The organism is uncultured Bacillus sp., from assembly GCF_958411575.1.
GTDB classification, from domain to species: Bacteria; Bacillota; Bacilli; order Bacillales; family Bacillaceae; genus Bacillus; species Bacillus spizizenii.
Genome location: NZ_CATYRA010000004.1, coordinates 194,888 through 213,981 on the forward strand (window position 1 = coordinate 194,888; position 19,094 = coordinate 213,981).

17 protein-coding genes and 1 pseudogene are annotated in these 19,094 nt (G+C 46.0%); 15 read left to right on the forward strand and 3 right to left on the reverse strand.

The features are described from left to right. Nucleotides 1-201: 201 nt before the first annotated feature. Nucleotides 202-417, reverse strand: a complete 216-nt coding sequence (gene sspI / locus Q5C82_RS08760; protein ID WP_003222464.1) for a small acid-soluble spore protein SspI — start codon at nt 415-417, stop codon at nt 202-204. Between the two features lie 118 nt (nt 418-535). On the opposite strand from sspI, the gene Q5C82_RS08765 reads away from it, so the two are divergent. Next, nucleotides 536-1,282 carry an RNA methyltransferase gene (locus Q5C82_RS08765; RefSeq protein WP_003222467.1) on the forward strand — a complete coding sequence of 249 codons (747 nt, stop codon included), beginning with the start codon at nt 536-538 and terminating at the stop codon, nt 1,280-1,282. 66 nt (nt 1,283-1,348) lie between these two features. Here Q5C82_RS08765 and Q5C82_RS08770 read toward each other — a convergent pair. Further along, nucleotides 1,349-1,553: pseudogene (locus tag Q5C82_RS08770) on the reverse strand (hypothetical protein). An 81-nt stretch (nt 1,554-1,634) separates the two neighbouring features. Between Q5C82_RS08770 and pheS the strand changes: the two are divergent. Further along, nucleotides 1,635-2,669 (forward strand): phenylalanine--tRNA ligase subunit alpha, encoded by a 1,035-nt coding sequence (gene pheS, locus Q5C82_RS08775; protein WP_003222470.1) that lies wholly within the window; start codon nt 1,635-1,637, stop codon nt 2,667-2,669. Nucleotides 2,670-2,684: 15 nt separating this feature from the next. Further along, nucleotides 2,685-5,099, forward strand: coding sequence for a phenylalanine--tRNA ligase subunit beta (gene pheT / locus Q5C82_RS08780; protein WP_003222472.1), 2,415 nt, complete (start codon nt 2,685-2,687; stop codon nt 5,097-5,099). A 35-nt stretch (nt 5,100-5,134) separates the two neighbouring features. Here pheT and rnhC read toward each other — a convergent pair whose 3' ends face one another. Next, entirely contained in the window at nt 5,135-6,076 is a 942-nt protein-coding gene (gene rnhC / locus Q5C82_RS08785; protein WP_003222474.1) for a ribonuclease HIII, read from the reverse strand. 132 nt (nt 6,077-6,208) lie between these two features. On the opposite strand from rnhC, the gene zapA reads away from it, so the two are divergent. The 12 genes from zapA to trxA all read left to right on the forward strand — a co-directional run bounded on the left by zapA (nt 6,209) and on the right by trxA (nt 19,094). Beyond that, on the forward strand, nt 6,209-6,466 hold the full coding sequence (gene zapA / locus Q5C82_RS08790; RefSeq protein WP_003222476.1) for a cell division protein ZapA: 258 nt from the start codon (nt 6,209-6,211) through the stop codon (nt 6,464-6,466). A gap of 6 nt (nt 6,467-6,472) precedes the next feature. Next, nucleotides 6,473-7,006: a CvpA family protein gene (locus Q5C82_RS08795; protein ID WP_003222477.1), complete on the forward strand. Its 534-nt coding sequence runs from the start codon at nt 6,473-6,475 to the stop codon at nt 7,004-7,006. Between the two features lie 71 nt (nt 7,007-7,077). Next, nucleotides 7,078-8,790 (forward strand): DNA polymerase/3'-5' exonuclease PolX, encoded by a 1,713-nt coding sequence (gene polX, locus Q5C82_RS08800; protein WP_003222479.1) that lies wholly within the window; start codon nt 7,078-7,080, stop codon nt 8,788-8,790. Nucleotides 8,791-8,810: 20 nt separating this feature from the next. Next, a complete protein-coding gene (locus tag Q5C82_RS08805; protein WP_003222482.1) occupies nt 8,811-11,168 on the forward strand; it encodes an endonuclease MutS2 in 2,358 nt (785 codons plus the stop codon). 14 nt (nt 11,169-11,182) lie between these two features. Next, nucleotides 11,183-11,587 carry a DUF350 domain-containing protein gene (locus tag Q5C82_RS08810; RefSeq protein ID WP_003222485.1) on the forward strand — a complete coding sequence of 135 codons (405 nt, stop codon included), beginning with the start codon at nt 11,183-11,185 and terminating at the stop codon, nt 11,585-11,587. Nucleotides 11,588-11,774: 187 nt separating this feature from the next. Beyond that, nucleotides 11,775-13,457, forward strand: a complete 1,683-nt coding sequence (gene lcfA, locus Q5C82_RS08815; protein ID WP_003222487.1) for a long-chain-fatty-acid--CoA ligase LcfA — start codon at nt 11,775-11,777, stop codon at nt 13,455-13,457. Nucleotides 13,458-13,574: 117 nt separating this feature from the next. Further along, complete coding sequence (fadR, locus tag Q5C82_RS08820) at nt 13,575-14,159, forward strand: fatty acid metabolism transcriptional regulator FadR (RefSeq protein WP_003222489.1); 585 nt, start codon at nt 13,575-13,577, stop codon at nt 14,157-14,159. Nucleotides 14,160-14,173: 14 nt separating this feature from the next. Next, entirely contained in the window at nt 14,174-14,950 is a 777-nt protein-coding gene (locus tag Q5C82_RS08825; protein ID WP_003222490.1) for an enoyl-CoA hydratase, read from the forward strand. A 14-nt stretch (nt 14,951-14,964) separates the two neighbouring features. Beyond that, complete coding sequence (gene etfB, locus Q5C82_RS08830) at nt 14,965-15,738, forward strand: electron transfer flavoprotein subunit beta (protein ID WP_003222492.1); 774 nt, start codon at nt 14,965-14,967, stop codon at nt 15,736-15,738. 35 nt (nt 15,739-15,773) lie between these two features. Further along, nucleotides 15,774-16,751, forward strand: coding sequence for an electron transfer flavoprotein subunit alpha (gene etfA / locus Q5C82_RS08835; RefSeq protein WP_003222494.1), 978 nt, complete (start codon nt 15,774-15,776; stop codon nt 16,749-16,751). A gap of 213 nt (nt 16,752-16,964) precedes the next feature. After that, on the forward strand, nt 16,965-18,452 hold the full coding sequence (gene abfB / locus Q5C82_RS08840) for an alpha-L-arabinofuranosidase AbfB (RefSeq protein ID WP_003222497.1): 1,488 nt from the start codon (nt 16,965-16,967) through the stop codon (nt 18,450-18,452). Nucleotides 18,453-18,779: 327 nt separating this feature from the next. Further along, complete coding sequence (trxA, locus tag Q5C82_RS08845) at nt 18,780-19,094, forward strand: thioredoxin (protein WP_003222500.1); 315 nt, start codon at nt 18,780-18,782, stop codon at nt 19,092-19,094.

Consider the following 19,094-nt stretch of genomic DNA (forward strand, 5'->3'; position numbering starts at 1 on the left):
GGTTTGAACTCTTTCTATTTCTTATGTATCATTTATTTTCCTCATTCAATACAGTAATAGATTGCATTTTTTATTAAAAAGTATAAATCGAATAAAAGTTCTTCAGCAATGATTTTTTACTGTTGATAACGGGAAAAACTTTCTCATCATGTTTCTGTTATATAAGAAAAAACCGGGCGCTGTCACCCGGTTTCATGAGTCTTATTGGGCGGGTTTTAATCCGCCTTCAAGCGTTTTTAGCATTTCGTTTTTCTCACTTTCGGATGCGTGCTGCCAGATAACCTCGAATAAAACGCCGAGCCCTGGAAGCATTTTTTCTTCACCGCTTTGAATCGCATCCACGATTGTATGTTCAAGCTGCTCCTGATTATTGCCGGTTACATTGGCAATGACGGCATGACGCAAATTAAGATCCATATAAAACGCTCCTTTTCCTAAAATGTAATACGTATATTCTAACCCTGCATCTGGTTTATTATGTGCTGTTCTTGCGATATAATAACATCATGTTAAAAAAAGGAGAGCCACACAGACAGTGAAACAAATAGAATCGGCAAAAAACCAAAAAGTGAAGGATTGGAAAAAGCTTCACACAAAAAAAGAACGAACAAAAACGAATACATTTCTGATAGAGGGAGAACATCTTGTTGAAGAGGCGTTGAAGAGCCCGGGCACGGTAAAAGAAATCCTTATAAAGGATGAAACGAAAATTCCGTCAGATCTTGATGTGAGCATCCAGTGCTACGTGCTGAGTGAAGATGCATTTTCAGCTGTTACTGAAACCGAAACGCCGCAGCAGATTGCCGCTGTGTGCCATATGCCTGAAGAAAAACTGGCGTCGCCTCAGCGGGTGCTACTGATTGACGCTGTTCAAGATCCGGGAAACCTCGGCACGATGATTCGGACGGCTGATGCGGCTGGTTTAGATGCGGTTGTGCTCGGTGACGGCACGGCGGACGCTTATAACGGAAAAACACTGCGATCTGCGCAAGGATCTCACTTTCATATTCCTGTGGTGAGAAGAAACCTGCATACATATGTGGATGAATTGAAGGCAGAGGGCGTAAAAGTGTATGGCACGGCGCTGCAAAACGGGGCGCCTTACCGGGACATGTCCCAGGCTGAATTCTTTGCACTCATTGTAGGAAATGAAGGGGCAGGGGTGAATGCCGCCTTGCTGGAAAAAACGGATTTGAACCTGTATGTGCCGCTTTACGGACAGGCTGAATCACTGAACGTTGCCATTGCTGCTGCCATCCTCGTGTATCACTTGCGAGGATAGTGTTGCGCCAAGCGAAGGATTTCTCTATAATAGAACATAATATTTCAAAAACCGTGACAGAGGACCTCAATTTCTGATCAACTGCTTTCCAGGGAGAAAATGCCGCTGACTGAGAGCATTTTTAACGCAGCCAGAAATTGGCTTCACCTCTTGAGTTGTCACCGGGACCGCGCACTGCGCGTAAAGGTGAACCGGAATCTGATTCCGTTATGTCAATGAAGCTGACGACAGCATCAGTCTGTCTGAAATAAGGGTGGTACCGCGGCCACAACTCGTCCCTTGTACAAGGGACGGGTTTTTTTTGTTTTCCAAAGACATATAACGGTTTGTTTACATAAAAGGAGGATGCAAAATGGAAGAAAAGCTAAAACAGCTGGAACAAGAAGCTTTAGAACAAGTAGAAGCGGCAAGCTCATTAAAGGTTGTCAATGATATTCGGGTGCAATATCTCGGAAAAAAAGGGCCGATTACAGAAGTGCTGCGCGGAATGGGCAAACTTTCTGCTGAGGAACGTCCGAAAATGGGCGCGCTCGCGAATGAAGTAAGAGAGCGTATCGCCAATGCGATTGCTGTCAAAAACGAGAAGCTTGAGGAAGAGGAAATGAAGCAGAAGCTTGCTGGACAGACAATCGACGTCACGCTGCCTGGGAACCCTGTCGCAGTCGGAGGCCGCCATCCGCTCACTGTTGTCATTGAAGAAATTGAAGATTTATTTATCGGTATGGGCTACACAGTCGAGGAAGGACCTGAGGTTGAAACGGATTACTACAACTTCGAATCACTCAATCTGCCGAAAGAACACCCTGCGCGCGATATGCAGGACAGCTTTTACATCACAGAGGAAACTTTGATGAGAACGCAAACTTCTCCTGTGCAAACACGGACGATGGAAAAGCATGGAGGCAAAGGGCCGGTTAAAATCATTTGTCCGGGTAAAGTATATCGACGCGATAACGACGATGCGACGCACTCTCACCAATTTATGCAAATTGAAGGGCTTGTTGTTGACAAAAACATCAGCATGAGTGATTTAAAAGGAACACTTGAACTCGTTGCGAAAACAATGTTCGGGCAAGACCGTGAAATCAGACTCCGCCCAAGCTTCTTCCCGTTTACTGAGCCTTCAGTAGAAGTAGACGTGACATGCTTTAAGTGCGGAGGAAACGGCTGCTCAGTATGTAAAGGAACAGGCTGGATCGAGATCCTCGGCGCCGGCATGGTTCACCCGAACGTACTGAGAATGGCTGGCTTTGATCCGAAGGAATATCAGGGCTTCGCATTCGGAATGGGTGTTGAGCGCATCGCGATGCTGAAATACGGCATTGATGATATCCGCCACTTCTATACAAATGATGTCAGATTTATTTCGCAGTTTAAACAGGCGTAAGAGGAGGATGCTAGGATGTTTGTTTCTTATAAATGGTTAGAGGATTATGTTGATATAAAAGGCATGGAACCGGCTGTTCTTGCTGAGAAAATTACAAGAGCCGGTATCGAAGTTGAAGGAATTGAATACAAAGGGGAAGGCATCAAAGGCGTTGTCATCGGCCACGTGCTGGAGCGTGAGCAGCATCCGAATGCTGATAAGCTGAATAAGTGCCTTGTGGATATTGGAGCGGATGCACCTGTACAAATCATTTGCGGCGCGCCGAATGTGGATAAAGGGCAAAAAGTCGCAGTTGCAACAGTCGGAGCGGTGCTTCCGGGCAATTTCAAAATCAAAAAAGCAAAGCTTCGCGGTGAAGAATCTAACGGCATGATCTGTTCTTTACAAGAGCTTGGCATTGAAAGCAAGCTTGTGGCGAAAGAGTATGCGGAAGGCATTTTCGTATTCCCGAATGCTGCTGAAACAGGGAGCGATGCCTTAGCGGCTTTACAGCTTGACGATGCGATTCTTGAGCTTGGTTTAACGCCAAACCGCGCGGATGCCATGAACATGCTTGGTGTTGCTTACGAGGTTGCAGCGATTTTAGATACAGAGGTAAAACTTCCGCAAACGGATTATCCGGCTGCTTCAGAACAAGCGTCTGATTACATCGCTGTCAAAGTCGAAGATCAAGAAGCGAACCCGCTGTACACTGCAAAAATCATTAAAAACGTCACGATCGCTCCGTCACCGCTTTGGATGCAGACGAAGCTGATGAATGCAGGCATTCGCCCGCACAACAACGTCGTCGACATCACAAACTTTGTCCTGTTGGAATACGGACAGCCGCTTCACGCATTTGATTATGACAGATTCGGCTCCAAGGAAGTTGTAGTAAGAAAAGCAGCTGAAAATGAAACGATCGTAACCCTTGATGATCAAGAACGAAAGCTTTCTGCCGATCACCTTGTTATTACGAACGGAACGAAAGCGCAAGCCGTTGCCGGTGTCATGGGAGGAGCAGAGTCAGAAGTTCAGGAAGATACGAAAACGATTTTGCTGGAGGCTGCGTATTTCAATGGACAGACAGTTCGCAAGGCTTCCAAAGACCTTGGTTTGAGAAGTGAATCAAGCGTAAGATTTGAAAAAGGCATTGATCCGGCCCGCGTGCGTCTTGCAGCAGAACGGGCTGCACAACTGATCCATCTGTATGCCGGCGGTGAAGTGCTCACTGGCACGATTGAGGAAGATCATCTGACAATCGAAGCAAATAACATTCATGTATCTGCTGACAAAGTGAGCAGCGTTCTCGGCATGACAATCAGCAAAGAAGAACTCATCAGCATTTACAAGCGTCTCGGTTTTACTGTCGGTGAAGCGAATGAACTTCTCGTTGTGACAGTACCATCACGCCGCGGTGACATTACAATTGAAGAGGATTTAATTGAAGAAGCGGCAAGACTGTACGGCTACGATAACATTCCGTCCACGCTTCCTGAGACAGCGGGAACAACAGGCGGATTAACGCCATATCAGGCAAAACGCCGTAAGGTCAGACGTTTTCTTGAAGGCGCAGGCTTGTCACAAGCCATCACGTACTCACTGACAAACGAGAAGAAAGCGGCAGCGTTTGCGATTGAAAAATCATTGAACACTGTGCTTGCGCTTCCAATGAGTGAAGAAAGAAGCATTCTCAGACACAGTCTTGTTCCTAATCTGCTTGAGTCCGTCTCTTACAATCTGGCGAGACAGACTGACTCAGTCGCACTGTACGAAGTCGGCTCCGTTTTCCTGACGAAGGAAGAGGATACAAAACCTGTTGAAACAGAACGTGTGGCAGGAGCTGTTACCGGATTATGGCGCAAGCAGCTGTGGCAGGGCGAGAAAAAACCGGTTGATTTCTTTGTCGCCAAAGGAATTGTGGAAGGGCTGTTAGACAAACTGAACGTCCTCGACAGCATTGAATTTGTTCAATCTGAACGCAAACAGCTGCACCCGGGCAGAACAGCGAACATTCTATTGAATGGTTCTCTTATCGGCTTCATCGGCCAAGTCCATCCTTCATTGGAAAAAGAACTGGATATAAAAGAGACATACGTGTTTGAGCTTGATCTTCATGCACTGCTCGCAGCGGATACAGCGCCGCTTGTTTACACGGCGATTCCAAAATATCCGTCTGTGACACGTGATATCGCGCTTGTAACAAATAAATCCGTCACAAGCGGCCAGCTCGAAAGCGTGATTAAAGAGGCTGGCGGCAAGCTTCTGAAAGAAGTATCCGTCTTTGACGTATACGAAGGCGAGCATATGGAGGAAGGCAAAAAGTCAGTCGCTTTCTCACTTCAATATGTCAACCCTGAACAAACACTGACTGAAGAAGAAGTGACAAAGGCGCACAGCAAAGTGTTGAAAGCGTTAGAAGACACATATCAGGCTGTTTTGAGAGGCTAAGAAAAAAGCTTGCAGATTTCTCTGCAAGCTTTTTTCTATGAGCGTTTTTTATCAGCAAGGCGCTGCGCTTTCTGTGTATTGGCAAAATGAAGTTTTGTAAAGGTTCTGAGAGCGGATGCCCCTTTTTTGAGGATCAGCTTGGCTGCCGCTTCATCCACGTGCGGGCCGGCCCCTTTCGGAAGTGTCATTCCTGCCTCACGTGACAGTTTATCCATTTCCATTAAAAACGAATATCTTGCAATGATTGAAGCAGCAGCGACTGACAAGTGAATGCCTTCAGCCTTTGTGCTGAAATAGGTCCGCTCCCTCACAATGTCTCTGCCCTTCAAATGATTGAAGTAGACGCCTGGCTCAGCGAATTGATCAATCAAAATGGCCTCAGGCTTTGCCCCATCCATTTTTCTTAACAAATGGGTGATGGCTTGATTGTGCAGCAAAGCTTTCATTTTCCCTTGGCTCATGCCTTTTTCCTGCATGCTGTTGTACTTTTCATTCTTTAAAACCAACAAGCTGTATGGAATGGTTTTGATCAGGTTTCGGGCAATCTCAATGATTTGCGGATCCTTTAAGTCTTTAGAGTCCTTAACACCGAGTTCCTTCATTAAAGGAAGCATCGTTTTGTCGACGTACGCGCATACAACTGTCATTGGGCCAAAGTAATCTCCGGTTCCGACCTCGTCAGAGCCGATAACAGACATGCCGGCGATATCTGCCGGAGGGGCATAACGGGGATCAGCCAGCTTTTTGGCCGTTTTCTTCTTTTCCTGCGGCTCTGCTGTTCCCCAGCGCGCGGATTCTGCCGCTGCGTTTTTGCCTTGAAACAAGACCTTGCCGGATTGATATGCTGTAATGGTACAGCCTGGCGGTTTCGCCTGAAAAACGGCTCCCTGCGGAACAGAGGCAGTAAGCGAACCGCTGTACGTCGTTTTCATTTGGTCAATAGCAGACAACGATACTTTTATCACAGAATGGGACACGTAATAATCTCCTTTTTTTACACTTTTCGCTGTATATACCAGTGTATCATAACAGCGGGGGCTCGTCTTTCCATTCATTTAATAAACGTGTTATGATAAGAACTAGGATTCTCGCGGAATGGAGGAGAAACGTTGTCTGACGGCAAAAAAACAAAAACAACCGTTGACATTTACGGCCAGCACTTCACGATTGTCGGTGAAGAAAGCAGAGCCCATATGAGGTATGTCGCCGGAATTGTTGATGATAAAATGAGAGAAATCAATGAAAAAAATCCATACCTTGATATAAATAAACTTGCAGTGCTGACAGCGGTAAATGTGGTGCACGATTATGTTAAATTACAAGAGAAATATGAGAAACTGGAGCGTCAGCTTAAAGAAAAGGATTGAACAACTATGCTAGATATCATCATCTTAATCTTGCTCCTGATGGGGACTTTACTGGGGTTAAAACGCGGTTTTATCCTGCAGTTTATCCGCTTGACGAGCTTTATTTTATCGATCGCCTTTGCGGCTTTATTCTATAAAAATGTGGCGCCGCATTTAAAGTGGATTCCCGCACCAGACTTTTCAGCGGGACAGCCGGCTCTTTCTTTTTTTACGGGAAATTTGGAAGCGGCCTACTATAATGCGATTGCGTTTATCGTTTTATTTATCATCGCTAAAATCTTACTGAGAATCATCGGCTCATTCCTGAGTATTGTCGCCGGCATTCCGGTGATCAAACAAATCAACCAGGTGCTGGGCGCCGTTCTCGGTTTTCTAGAAGTCTATTTATTTACATTTGTGCTGCTGTATGTCGCATCCGTGCTTCCGGTAGATGCTTTGCAGCAAATGATGGGGCAATCGTCTCTCGCAAATGTGATCATTAACCATACACCGTATTTGTCAGGGCTTTTAGAAGAGCTGTGGACACAGTACGGGGCATAAAAACTTCTCTTGTCCGGAGAAGTTTTTTTCGAGTATGATGGAAACATATGTGAACGTCTGGGGGTTATTGTATGCATAAAAAAGACATTATCCGGCTGCTTGAAACCATTGCAGTCTACATGGAACTCAAAGGGGACAACCCGTTTAAAGTATCCGCCTTCCGAAAAGCAGCGGCAGCCCTGGAACAGGACGACCGCAGCTTATCAGAAATGGACGATATGATGTCGCTGTCCGGCATTGGAAAAGGAACGTACAGCGTCATTAAAGAGTATATAGATGAAGGAAAGTCAAGCACGCTCGAATCGCTGCAGAAAGAAGTGCCGGAAGGGCTCGTGCCTTTATTGAAGCTGCCGGGGCTCGGCGGCAAAAAAATCGCAAAGCTGTATAAAGAGCTCGGCGTACATGATGCAGAATCCCTGAAGGAAGCCTGTGAACAGCAAAAGGTACAAGGTCTTGCGGGCTTCGGCAAAAAATCAGAAGAAAAAATATTGCAGGCGCTCGGAGAAGCCGGAAAACAGCCTGAACGGTTCCCGATTGGCTACGCCCTCCGGATCGCCCGGGACATTGAAGAGCACCTTTCTCAATTTACGGATATCATCAAATTTTCTCGTGCCGGAAGTCTCCGCAGAGCGCGGGAAACGGTGAAGGATCTGGATTATATCATTGCCACAGATTACCCGGCTGAAGTAAGAGAGCAGCTTCTTGCACTGCCAAACATCAAAAGCGTGATCGCGAGCGGAGATACGAAGGTATCTGTCATCCTTTCCTTTGAATATGAAACAAGCGTCGATTTCCGTCTTGTGACGGAAGAGCAGTTTCCGACAACACTTCATCATTTTACGGGATCAAAGGATCACAATATTAAGATGCGCCAAATCGCGAAAGAACGCGGCGAGCGGATCAGTGAATACGGTGTCGAGACAGTTGAAACCGGAGACATCAAAACATTTCCGAGTGAACGTGAATTTTATGCGCACTTCGGCCTTCCGCTGATTCCGCCGGAGCTCCGTGAAAGCGGGAAAGAAGTGGAAACCTACAGGGACAGCATTGAACTGATAGAGCCCGGGCAAATCAAAGGAGATCTCCACATGCACTCAACGTGGAGCGATGGTGCATTTTCGATCAGAGAGATGGCTGAAGCATGCATGAATAAAGGCTATCAATATATGGCGATTACCGATCACTCGCAATATTTAAAGGTCGCCAACGGGCTGACTGCAGAAAGACTAAAGCAGCAGGCAAAAGAAATTGACGTGCTCAATGCGGAATTCAAGAATTTCCGTATCTTGAAAGGTGTCGAGATGGATATCCTGCCTGATGGCACGCTTGATTATGATGACGACGTGCTGGCGGAAATGGATATCGTCATTGCATCGATTCATTCCAGCTTTAATCAGCCGGAACACGTCATTATGAAACGGCTTGAGACGGCACTGGCCAACAAGCATGTTGACATTATCGCACATCCGACCGGACGCCTGATCGGCAGACGGGCCGGTTACGAAATTGATATTGACAAGCTTATTGAGCTTGCGAAGAAAACAAATACGGCGCTTGAACTCAACGCCAACCCTGCGCGTCTCGATCTGCGCACAGAACATTTAATCAAAGCAAACGAACAAGGGGTTACATTGGTGATTAATACTGATGCCCATAATATTGAGATGTTAGAAGATATGAAAACCGGCGTTACTGCCGCGCGCAAAGGATGGACGGAAACGAAAAACGTTCTGAATGCCCGATCGCTTGAAGACGTAGAGGCATTTCTGAAGCGCAACGATTAAGTAAGGAGGCTCACACAATCGTGCAGCAAAAAGTATTATCAGCTCTTGAATTTCATAAAGTGAAAGAACAGGTTATTGAGCATGCCGCTTCATCGCTCGGAAAAGAAATGCTTCTCGAGCTTAAGCCTTCTGCTTCTATAGACGAAATCAAAAAACAGCTGGATGAAGTAGACGAAGCTTCTGCCATTATCAGGCTGAGAGGCCAGGCGCCATTTGGCGGCCTTACTGATATCAGAGGAGCGTTAAGACGGGCGGAAATCGGCAGCGTTCTCAGTCCCTCAGAATTCACTGAAATCTCAGGCCTGCTTTATGCAGTTAAACAAATGAAACATTTTATTAGCCAAATGGCTGAAGATGGCGTGGACATTCCGCTGATCCATCAGCATGCTGAACAGCTTATCACGCTGTCCGATTTAGAGCGGGACATTAATTCCTGCATCGATGATCATGGAGAAGTGCTTGATCACGCGTCGGAAACATTAAGAGGAATCCGCACACAGCTCAGAACACTTGAATCGAGAATCAGAGACCGGTTAGAGTCAATGCTGCGCTCCTCTTCCGCCTCAAAAATGCTGTCTGATACGATCGTTACGATTCGGAATGACCGCTTTGTGATCCCGGTCAAACAAGAGTACAGATCAAGCTACGGAGGAATTGTGCACGACACTTCTTCCTCAGGTGCAACACTGTTCATTGAACCACAGGCAATTGTAGATATGAACAACTCGCTTCAGCAGGCGAAAGTGAAAGAAAAACAAGAAATTGAACGGATTTTGCGCGTGCTGACAGAGCAAACGGCTGAACACACAGAAGAGCTCTTTCTAGATTTGCGCGTACTGCAGACGCTTGACTTTATTTTTGCAAAAGCAAGGTACGCAAAAGCGGTCAAAGCGACAAAACCGATCATGAACGACAACGGCTTTGTCCGTTTGAAAAAAGCCCGCCATCCATTGCTTCCGCCTGATCAGGTGGTTGCCAATGACATCGAGCTTGGCGGCGATTTTTCAACCATTGTCATTACAGGGCCAAACACCGGGGGGAAAACAGTCACCCTTAAAACGTTAGGCCTGTTAACCTTGATGGCGCAATCCGGTCTTCATATTCCGGCGGATGAAGGATCAGAAGCCGCGGTATTTGAGCATGTATTCGCTGATATCGGCGATGAACAGTCGATTGAGCAAAGCTTAAGTACGTTCTCATCCCATATGGTGAACATTGTCGGCATTTTAGAACAGGTCAATGAAAACAGCCTAGTGCTCTTCGATGAACTGGGCGCAGGGACAGACCCGCAAGAAGGGGCGGCCCTCGCTATGAGCATCTTGGATGACGTACATCGCACTAATGCAAGAGTGTTAGCAACGACGCACTATCCGGAATTGAAGGCGTACGGCTATAACAGAGAAGGCGTGATGAATGCCAGCGTGGAATTTGACATCGAAACGCTGTCGCCGACCTATAAACTTTTAATTGGTGTGCCGGGACGAAGCAACGCCTTCGAAATTTCAAAACGCCTTGGGCTCCCGAACCATATCATCGGGCAGGCGAAATCAGAAATGACAGCCGAGCATAACGAAGTCGATACGATGATTGCGTCGCTGGAACAAAGCAAAAAACGTGCGGAAGAAGAGCTTTCTGAGACAGAATCAATCAGAAAAGAAGCAGAAAAACTGCATAAAGAGCTGCAGCAGCAAATCATCGAGCTCAACAGCAAAAAAGACAAAATGCTCGAGGAGGCTGAACAGCAAGCGGCTGAAAAAGTAAAAGCGGCAATGAAAGAAGCCGAAGACATTATTCATGAATTGCGCTCAATAAAAGAAGAACACAAATCCTTCAAGGATCACGAGCTGATCAACGCGAAGAAACGGTTAGAAGGCGCAGTTCCTACTTTTGAAAAGTCCAAAAAACCGGAAAAAACGAAAACGCAAAAACGTGACTTCAAGCCAGGTGATGAGGTGAAAGTCCTCACCTTCGGGCAAAAAGGAACACTGCTTGAAAAAACCGGCGGCAATGAGTGGAATGTTCAAATCGGCATATTAAAAATGAAAGTAAAAGAAAAAGACCTGGAGTTTATCAAATCAGCTCCGGAACCAAAAAAAGAAAAAATCATTACGGCGGTCAAGGGAAAGGATTATCATGTATCACTTGAACTTGATCTTCGCGGTGAACGCTATGAAAATGCCCTGAGCCGTGTTGAAAAATACTTGGACGATGCAGTATTAGCCGGATATCCAAGAGTGTCAATCATCCACGGAAAAGGAACCGGCGCTTTAAGAAAAGGCGTGCAGGATCTTCTGAAAAACCACCGCAGCGTCAAAAGCTCCCGTTTCGGTGAAGCAGGTGAGGGAGGATCAGGCGTTACGGTTGTTGAACTAAAATAAAAGGGAGTATGGCCATGAGTGATTTTTGGGAAAACGAGCTTGTGGAAATCGCGGCGTATTACAGTGTCGCGGTTCTCTGCCTCGTCCTCTTTTTGACTGTGTTTGAGCTGGTCACGGCTTATAAAAACTGGGAAGAGATTCAAAAAGGAAATCTTGCGGTGGCAATGGCGACCGGCGGAAAAATTTTAGGAATCGCAAACGTATTTCAGCATTCCATCTCCCAGCACAATTCTCTGCTGCAAATGATCGGCTGGGGCGTTTACGGATTTGTTATGCTTCTGCTAAGCTACTTTATTTTTGAGTTTTTGACTCCGCGATTTAAAATTGATAAGGAAATCGAGAATGATAACCGGGCTGTCGGCTTTATCTCATTTGTCATTTCTGTCGGGCTTTCATTTGTTGTGGCAGCCGGAATATAAGGGGACGGAGAATAGATGGAAAAGCTTGCAAAAATACTGCTCGCCGCGGCGGGAATCTTTTTGTTGATTGGTCTTATATATCTGTTTATATTTTGAGAAAAAGAAAGATTTTCCTTTCTTTTTCTTTTTTTTGCCGTCCATCTGCTATAATAGTAGGGTGAACTCTAAAACCGAAAGGGGAGGTTTTATGCAGTCTCAAAAGCCGTGGCTAGCCGAGTATCCCGAAGATATCCCGCATGAGCTTCCGTTGCCGACCCAAACCCTGCAATCCATCCTGACAGACTCCGCCGCACGATTCCCTGACAAAACCGCAATATCTTTTTATGGAAAAAAACTCACCTTTCATGACATTCTGACGGATGCTCTTAAACTCGCAGCTTTTTTGCAGGGCAATGGCCTGCAAAAAGGAGACAGAGTGGCTGTCATGCTGCCCAATTGCCCGCAAACAGTGATTTCTTATTATGGCGTTTTGTTTGCCGGTGGCATTGTGGTGCAGACGAATCCGCTCTATACCGAGCACGAGCTTGAATACCAGCTGAGAGATGCTGAGGCAAGCGTGATCATCACCTTAGATTTGCTTTTCCCGAAGGCAATAAAAATGAAAACGTTATCAATTGTGGAGCAGATTTTGATCACCAGCGTAAAAGATTATTTGCCTTTTCCGAAGAATATTCTTTACCCGCTGACGCAGAAACAAAAAGTGCACATCGACTTTGACAGAAAAGATCACATTCACATGTTCGCTTCCAGCATGAAGGAGGAAAAAACTGAGCTCTTGACAATCCCGAAGATCGATCCTGAACATGATATCGCTGTCCTCCAATATACAGGAGGAACAACGGGGGCTCCAAAAGGAGTCATGCTCACGCACCAAAACATTTTGGCCAATACTGAAATGTGCTCCGCTTGGATGTACGATGTGAAGGAAGGGGCTGAAAAAGTGCTGGGCATCGTCCCGTTTTTTCACGTATACGGACTGACGGCAGTGATGAATTATTCGATTAAACTAGGCTTCGAAATGATTCTTCTTCCTAAGTTTGATCCGCTCGAAACGCTGAAAATCATCGACAAACAAAAACCGACTCTCTTTCCGGGTGCACCGACAATTTACATTGGCCTTTTGCATCACCCCGAATTGCAGCATTATGATCTGTCATCCATTAAAAGCTGTCTTAGCGGCTCAGCCGCACTCCCTGTGGAGGTAAAGCAGAAATTTGAAAAGGTGACTGGCGGAAAGCTTGTGGAAGGCTACGGCTTGTCTGAGGCATCCCCAGTGACACATGCCAATTTTATCTGGGGGAAAAACAAGCCGGGCAGTATTGGCTGTCCTTGGCCGAGTACTGACGCAGCGATCTATTCGGAAGAGACGGGTGAGCATGCCGCTCCATATGAGCATGGAGAAATCATTGTAAAAGGTCCGCAAGTCATGAAAGGATATTGGAACAAACCGGAGGAAACTGCCGCTGTACTGAGAGACGGCTGGCTGTTTACCGGAGACATGGGCTATATGGATGAAGAGGGCTTTTTCTATATTGCCGACAGGAAGAAGGATATCATCATCGCGGGCGGCTACAATATTTATCCGCGTGAAGTAGAAGAAGCACTTTATGAACATGAAGCCATCCAGGAAATTGTCGTTACCGGTGTGCCTGATTCCTATAGAGGAGAAACAGTAAAAGCATTTGTCGTGTTAAAGAAAGGCGCAAAAGCCGATGCAGAGGAACTGGACACTTTTGCGAGATCCCGCCTCGCTCCCTACAAGGTGCCGAAAGCCTATGAATTCAGAAAAGAGCTGCCGAAAACGGCAGTCGGAAAAATTTTAAGAAGGCGTTTACTTGAAGAAGAAGCCGAAAATCATCATGTCAAATAACAAATGACATAAGAAAAAGAGAATACATGCGAATAAACTTGACAAAGTCGAAAATCCTTTTTATCATGAAATTATGAATGAATAGTCATTCATTTCTATAGGAAGGAACGATGAACATTGAAGCAAAAACGGCCAAAGTATATGCAGATTATTGATGCAGCAGTAGAAGTTATTGCGGAAAACGGCTACCACCAGTCACAGGTATCCAAAATTGCCAAACAAGCCGGAGTGGCGGACGGCACCATCTACCTCTATTTCAAAAACAAAGAAGACATTTTAATTTCTCTTTTCAAAGAAAAAATGGGCCAATTTATTGAGCGGATGGAAGAGGACATAAAAGAAAAGACAACAGCGAAAGAGAAACTGGCGCTTGTGATTTCAAAGCATTTTTCCCTTTTAGCGGATGATCATAATCTCGCGATTGTCACTCAGCTTGAGCTCCGCCAGTCAAACTTGGAGCTGCGCCAGAAAATCAATGAAATATTAAAAGGCTACTTAAATATTTTGGATAGTATTTTGATGGAAGGTATACAATCAGGCGAATTAAAAGAAGGCCTCGATGTCCGCCTCGCCCGGCAGATGATTTTTGGAACGATTGACGAAACCGTGACAACTTGGGTGATGAATGACCAAAAGTACGATCTCGCTGCCTTGTCAGACAGCGTTTTAGAATTGTTGGTGTCCGGAATTCACAATAAGTAAAGGGGTTCTGTCCTATGAATGCAATTTCACTAGCGGTTGATCAATTTGTGGCAGTCTTGACGATCCACAATCCGCCGGCAAATGCGCTTTCCAGCCGGATATTAGAAGAGCTGTCCTCCTGTCTTGATCAATGTGAGACAGATGCAGGCGTACGAAGCATTATCATTCACGGTGAGGGAAGATTTTTCTCAGCCGGGGCTGATATTAAAGAATTTACATCGCTTAAAGGCAATGAGGATTCCTCACTGCTGGCTGAGCGCGGCCAGCAGCTAATGGAAAGAATTGAAGGCTTCCCAAAACCGATTATCGCGGCAATTCACGGTGCTGCTCTTGGAGGCGGGCTGGAGCTTGCGATGGCTTGTCATATCAGAATTGCGGCAGAAGACGCTAAGCTGGGGCTACCGGAACTTAACCTCGGTATCATACCGGGTTTTGCGGGAACACAGCGTCTTCCGAGATATGTCGGTACAGCCAAAGCACTAGAGCTCATCGGATCAGGAGAACCGATATCCGGAAGAGAAGCGCTTAATCTCGGACTTGTGTCAATTGGAGCAAAAGATGAAGCAGAAGTGTTTGAAAAAGCAAAGGCACTTGCCGCTAAGTTTGCAGAAAAAAGCCCGCAAACGCTGGCATCTCTGCTTGAGCTTCTATATTCCAATAAGGTGTATTCCTATGAAGGCAGCTTAAAGCTTGAAGCAAAACGGTTTGGAGAAGCATTTGAGTCAGAGGACGCCAAAGAAGGCATCCAGGCATTTCTCGAAAAAAGAAAGCCTCAGTTCAAAGGCGAATAAAAGGGGATATGATCATGAATCTATTTGTACTGATGAAACGGACGTTTGACACAGAAGAAAAAATCGTCATTGAAGCAGGAAAGATTCAGGACGACGGAGCGGAATGGATCATTAATCCATACGATGAGTACGCGATAGAAGAAGCCATCCAGCTGAAGGAAAAGCACGGCGGCACGATCACCGCCGTCACTGTCGGCGGCGAAGAAGCGGAGAAAGAATTGCGCACTGCTCTTGCCATGGGATGTGACCAAGCCGTTTTAATCAACATAGAAGATGATCTCGAGGAGCCCGACCAATATTCCATTTCTCAAGTTTTATACCACTATATGAAGGATCAGGAGTTTGATTTAATTCTCGGCGGAAATGTTGCCATTGACGGAGGTTCCGGACAAGTAGCGCCTCGGCTTGCCGAGCTACTGGACATTCCGTGCATCACAACGATCACCAAACTCGAAATCAGCGGCACTGATGCAGAAGCAGAAAGGGACGTCGAAGGTGATGTTGAAAAAATCAAAACAACACTTCCATTGCTTGTCACAGCTCAGCAGGGCTTAAACGAACCGCGCTACCCATCGCTTCCGGGAATTATGAAGGCCAAGAAAAAACCGCTTGAAGAGCTAGAACTTGATGACCTTGATCTGGACGAAGAGGATGCCGAACCTAAGATGAAAACCATTGAACGTTTTCTGCCGCCGAAAAAAGAAGCCGGGAAGCTTCTCCAAGGTGAGCCTGCCGAACAGGCAAAAGAGCTCGTCTCATTGCTCCGCAGCGAAGCTAAAGTCATTTAAAGCTTGGACATTCAAAGAAACAGGGGGATGTTAGAATGGGAAAAAAAGTGATCGTACTCGGAGAAATTCGCGATGGAGAATTGCGGAATGTCACCTTTGAAGCATTAGCTGCAGGAAGAACCATTTCAGGCGATGGGGAAGTCATCGGTGTTCTCATCGGAGAAAATGTACAAAGCGTTGCACAAGAGCTTATCCATTACGGAGCCGATAAAGTTCTCACAGCCGAGGACCCGAAGCTGAAAGCATACACGGCAGACGGATACAGCCAGGTCATGAGGGCCATTATTGACCAAGAAAAACCCGATTCAGTCATATGCGGGCACACGGCAATGGGCAAAGACCTTTCACCGAAGCTCGCGGCCCGGCTGCAAACAGGCTTAATTTCTGATGCTACAGATGTAAGCGTTACCGGAGAGAATGTCGTGTTCACGCGGCCGATTTACTCGGGGAAAGCATTTGAACGCGTCATTTCAACCGATCCGCTGATTTTTGCAACGATTCGCCCTAATAATATTCAAGCTTCAGAAAAAGACGCCAGCAGGTCGGGGAATATCGAAAGCGTTGATGTTTCTCTTACCGACCTCCGCACCGTTATCCAAGAAGTCGTGAAAAAAACAGCGGACGGCGTTGATCTCTCCGAAGCCAAAATTATCGTTGCAGGCGGCCGCGGAGTCAAAAGCAAGGAAGGATTTCAGCCGCTGCAAGAGCTTGCCGAGGTGCTGGGGGCCGCAGTCGGGGCATCTCGCGGGGCGTGTGACGCTGATTATTGCGATTACGCTCTCCAAATCGGGCAGACCGGGAAAGTCGTTACCCCGGATTTGTACATTGCCTGCGGCATTTCCGGCGCCATCCAGCATTTGGCCGGCATGTCAAACAGCAAGGTGATAGTCGCCATCAATAAAGACCCTGAAGCGGATATCTTTAAAATAGCGGATTACGGCATCGTAGGCGATTTATTTGAAGTCGTCCCGTTATTAACTGAGGAATTCAAACAATTAAATATACACTCGTAAAGAAAACCCCGGACTGCTGAAGTTCGGGGTTTTTATATTTTTGAATACATACGTACAAATATAAATTTTAGGAAAAATGTCGTTGACATGTACGAACATATATAATATGGTTACTTTAAAAGCGCTTACATTCATGCTGACTCCTCAGGCAAAAGACAGATCACATATTTGACTGTGGTGCTTTTCATATTTGTATGAAAGGAATGATCATGCATGTCTGAACATCAAGCAGTGATCCAAACAGATATTGTAAAAGGAACCATTAACAAAAATATATACGGTCATTTTGCGGAACATTTAGGAAGAGGGATTTATGAGGGGATTTGGGTCGGAACGGACTCGAACATTCCTAACATAAACGGAATACGAAAGGATGTGCTGGAAGCGCTCAAACAGCTGAATATTCCTGTCCTCAGGTGGCCGGGCGGGTGTTTTGCGGACGAATACCATTGGGCAAATGGTGTCGGTGACCGTAAGACGATGCTTAACACGCACTGGGGCGGTACAATTGAATCAAATGAATTCGGAACGCATGAATTTATGATGCTTTGCGAGCTGCTTGAATGCGAGCCTTATATTTGCGGCAATGTCGGAAGCGGAACGGTTCAGGAAATGGCGGAATGGATCGAGTATATGACGTTTGAAGAAGGCACGCCGATGTCAGACTGGAGAAAACAAAACGGAAGAGAGGAGCCTTGGAAGCTGACATATTTCGGCGTAGGCAATGAAAACTGGGGCTGCGGCGGCAACATGCATCCTGAATACTACGCAGATCTATACCGGCGTTTTCAAACCTATGTCCGCAATTACAGCGGGAATGAACTATACAAAATTGCAGGCGGCGCAAATGTGGACGATTTTCATTGGACGGACGTGCTCATGAAAAAAGCCGCTGGCTTGATGGATGGATTGAGTCTTCATTATTACACGATTCCGGGTGATTTCTGGAAAGGCAAAGGATCAGCCACAGATTTCACGGAGGATGAATGGTTCATTACGATGAAAAAAGCCAAATACATCGATGAATTGATTCAAAAACACGGCACGATTATGGACCGGTACGATCCAGAGCAGCGGGTCGGGCTGATTATTGATGAATGGGGCACGTGGTTTGATCCTGAGCCAGGCACGAACCCTGGTTTCCTGTATCAGCAAAACACCATTCGTGATGCACTGGTGGCGGCTTCTCATTTCCACATTTTCCATCAGCATTGCCGCCGAGTGCAAATGACCAATATCGCCCAAACCGTAAACGTTCTTCAAGCGATGATTTTGACTGAGGGAGAGCGGATGCTTTTGACACCGACGTACCATGTATTTGAGATGTTTAAGGTACACCAGGACGCCTCTCTTTTAGACACTGAAACAACGTCTGCTGACTATGAATGGAAGGGTGAAACGCTGCCGCAAATCAGTATTTCAGCCTCAAAACATGCAGAAGGCGATATCAATATCACGATCTGCAACATCGATCACCAAAACAAAGCGGAGGCTGAGATCGAGCTGAGGGGTCTTCACAAGGCAGCGGACCATTCCGGAATCATTCTGACGGCTGACAAAATGAATGCACATAACACGTTTGACGATCCTCATCACGTCAAACCGGAATCTTTCAGCCAATACACGCTCAACAAAAACAAACTGAAAGTAAAACTCCCGCCAATGTCAGTCGTCTTACTCACGCTGCGTGCTGATTCTTGAGCGAGCTAGAGCGCCGGAGCTTCATGCCGGCGCTCTTTTTCATGTTTTAAAACAGCTCCGGCAGGGCATGGTAAAGGTACATGACAGTGAAGAGGAGATGTTATTCTATGCTTCGTACTATTCTAATGATCATCGGGGCGATTGTAGTCATTGGGGCCATTATCAGATTCGTGTTTTAATGCAAAGTGACATAGCCCATTCAATCCAGATAAACATGAGTAAACCGATTGTGATCAGGAAAAAATAATTTATAAGCATTTAAATAGCGTGAACGAATGGGAGATGCTATACTAAAAATCATCATTTCACAATTGGAGGAATTCAATAATGGCTATCGTAAAAGCAACTGATCAATCTTTCTCAGCTGAAACAAGCGAAGGCGTCGTACTGGCTGATTTCTGGGCACCTTGGTGCGGACCTTGTAAAATGATTGCACCTGTTCTTGAAGAATTGGATCAAGAAATGGGCGACAAACTAAAAATCGTAAAAATCGATGTAGATGAGAACCAAGAAACAGCCGGCAAATACGGCGTTATGAGCATCCCGACACTTCTTGTCTTAAAAGATGGAGAAGTTGTTGAAACATCTGTCGGCTTCAAACCGAAAGAAGCGCTTCAAGAGCTTGTAAACAAACATCTTTAA

Coding starts and splice junctions, on each gene's coding strand:
- sspI (WP_003222464.1), bottom strand. CDS start 417: ATGGATCTTAATTTGCGTCATGCCGTCATTGCCAATGTAACCGGCAAT.
- pheS (WP_003222470.1), top strand. CDS start 1,635: ATGGAAGAAAAGCTAAAACAGCTGGAACAAGAAGCTTTAGAACAAGTA.
- pheT (WP_003222472.1), top strand. CDS start 2,685: ATGTTTGTTTCTTATAAATGGTTAGAGGATTATGTTGATATAAAAGGC.
- Q5C82_RS08795 (WP_003222477.1), top strand. CDS start 6,473: ATGCTAGATATCATCATCTTAATCTTGCTCCTGATGGGGACTTTACTG.
- polX (WP_003222479.1), top strand. CDS start 7,078: ATGCATAAAAAAGACATTATCCGGCTGCTTGAAACCATTGCAGTCTAC.
- Q5C82_RS08810 (WP_003222485.1), top strand. CDS start 11,183: ATGAGTGATTTTTGGGAAAACGAGCTTGTGGAAATCGCGGCGTATTAC.
- lcfA (WP_003222487.1), top strand. CDS start 11,775: ATGCAGTCTCAAAAGCCGTGGCTAGCCGAGTATCCCGAAGATATCCCG.
- Q5C82_RS08825 (WP_003222490.1), top strand. CDS start 14,174: ATGAATGCAATTTCACTAGCGGTTGATCAATTTGTGGCAGTCTTGACG.
- etfB (WP_003222492.1), top strand. CDS start 14,965: ATGAATCTATTTGTACTGATGAAACGGACGTTTGACACAGAAGAAAAA.
- etfA (WP_003222494.1), top strand. CDS start 15,774: ATGGGAAAAAAAGTGATCGTACTCGGAGAAATTCGCGATGGAGAATTG.
- abfB (WP_003222497.1), top strand. CDS start 16,965: ATGTCTGAACATCAAGCAGTGATCCAAACAGATATTGTAAAAGGAACC.
- trxA (WP_003222500.1), top strand. CDS start 18,780: ATGGCTATCGTAAAAGCAACTGATCAATCTTTCTCAGCTGAAACAAGC.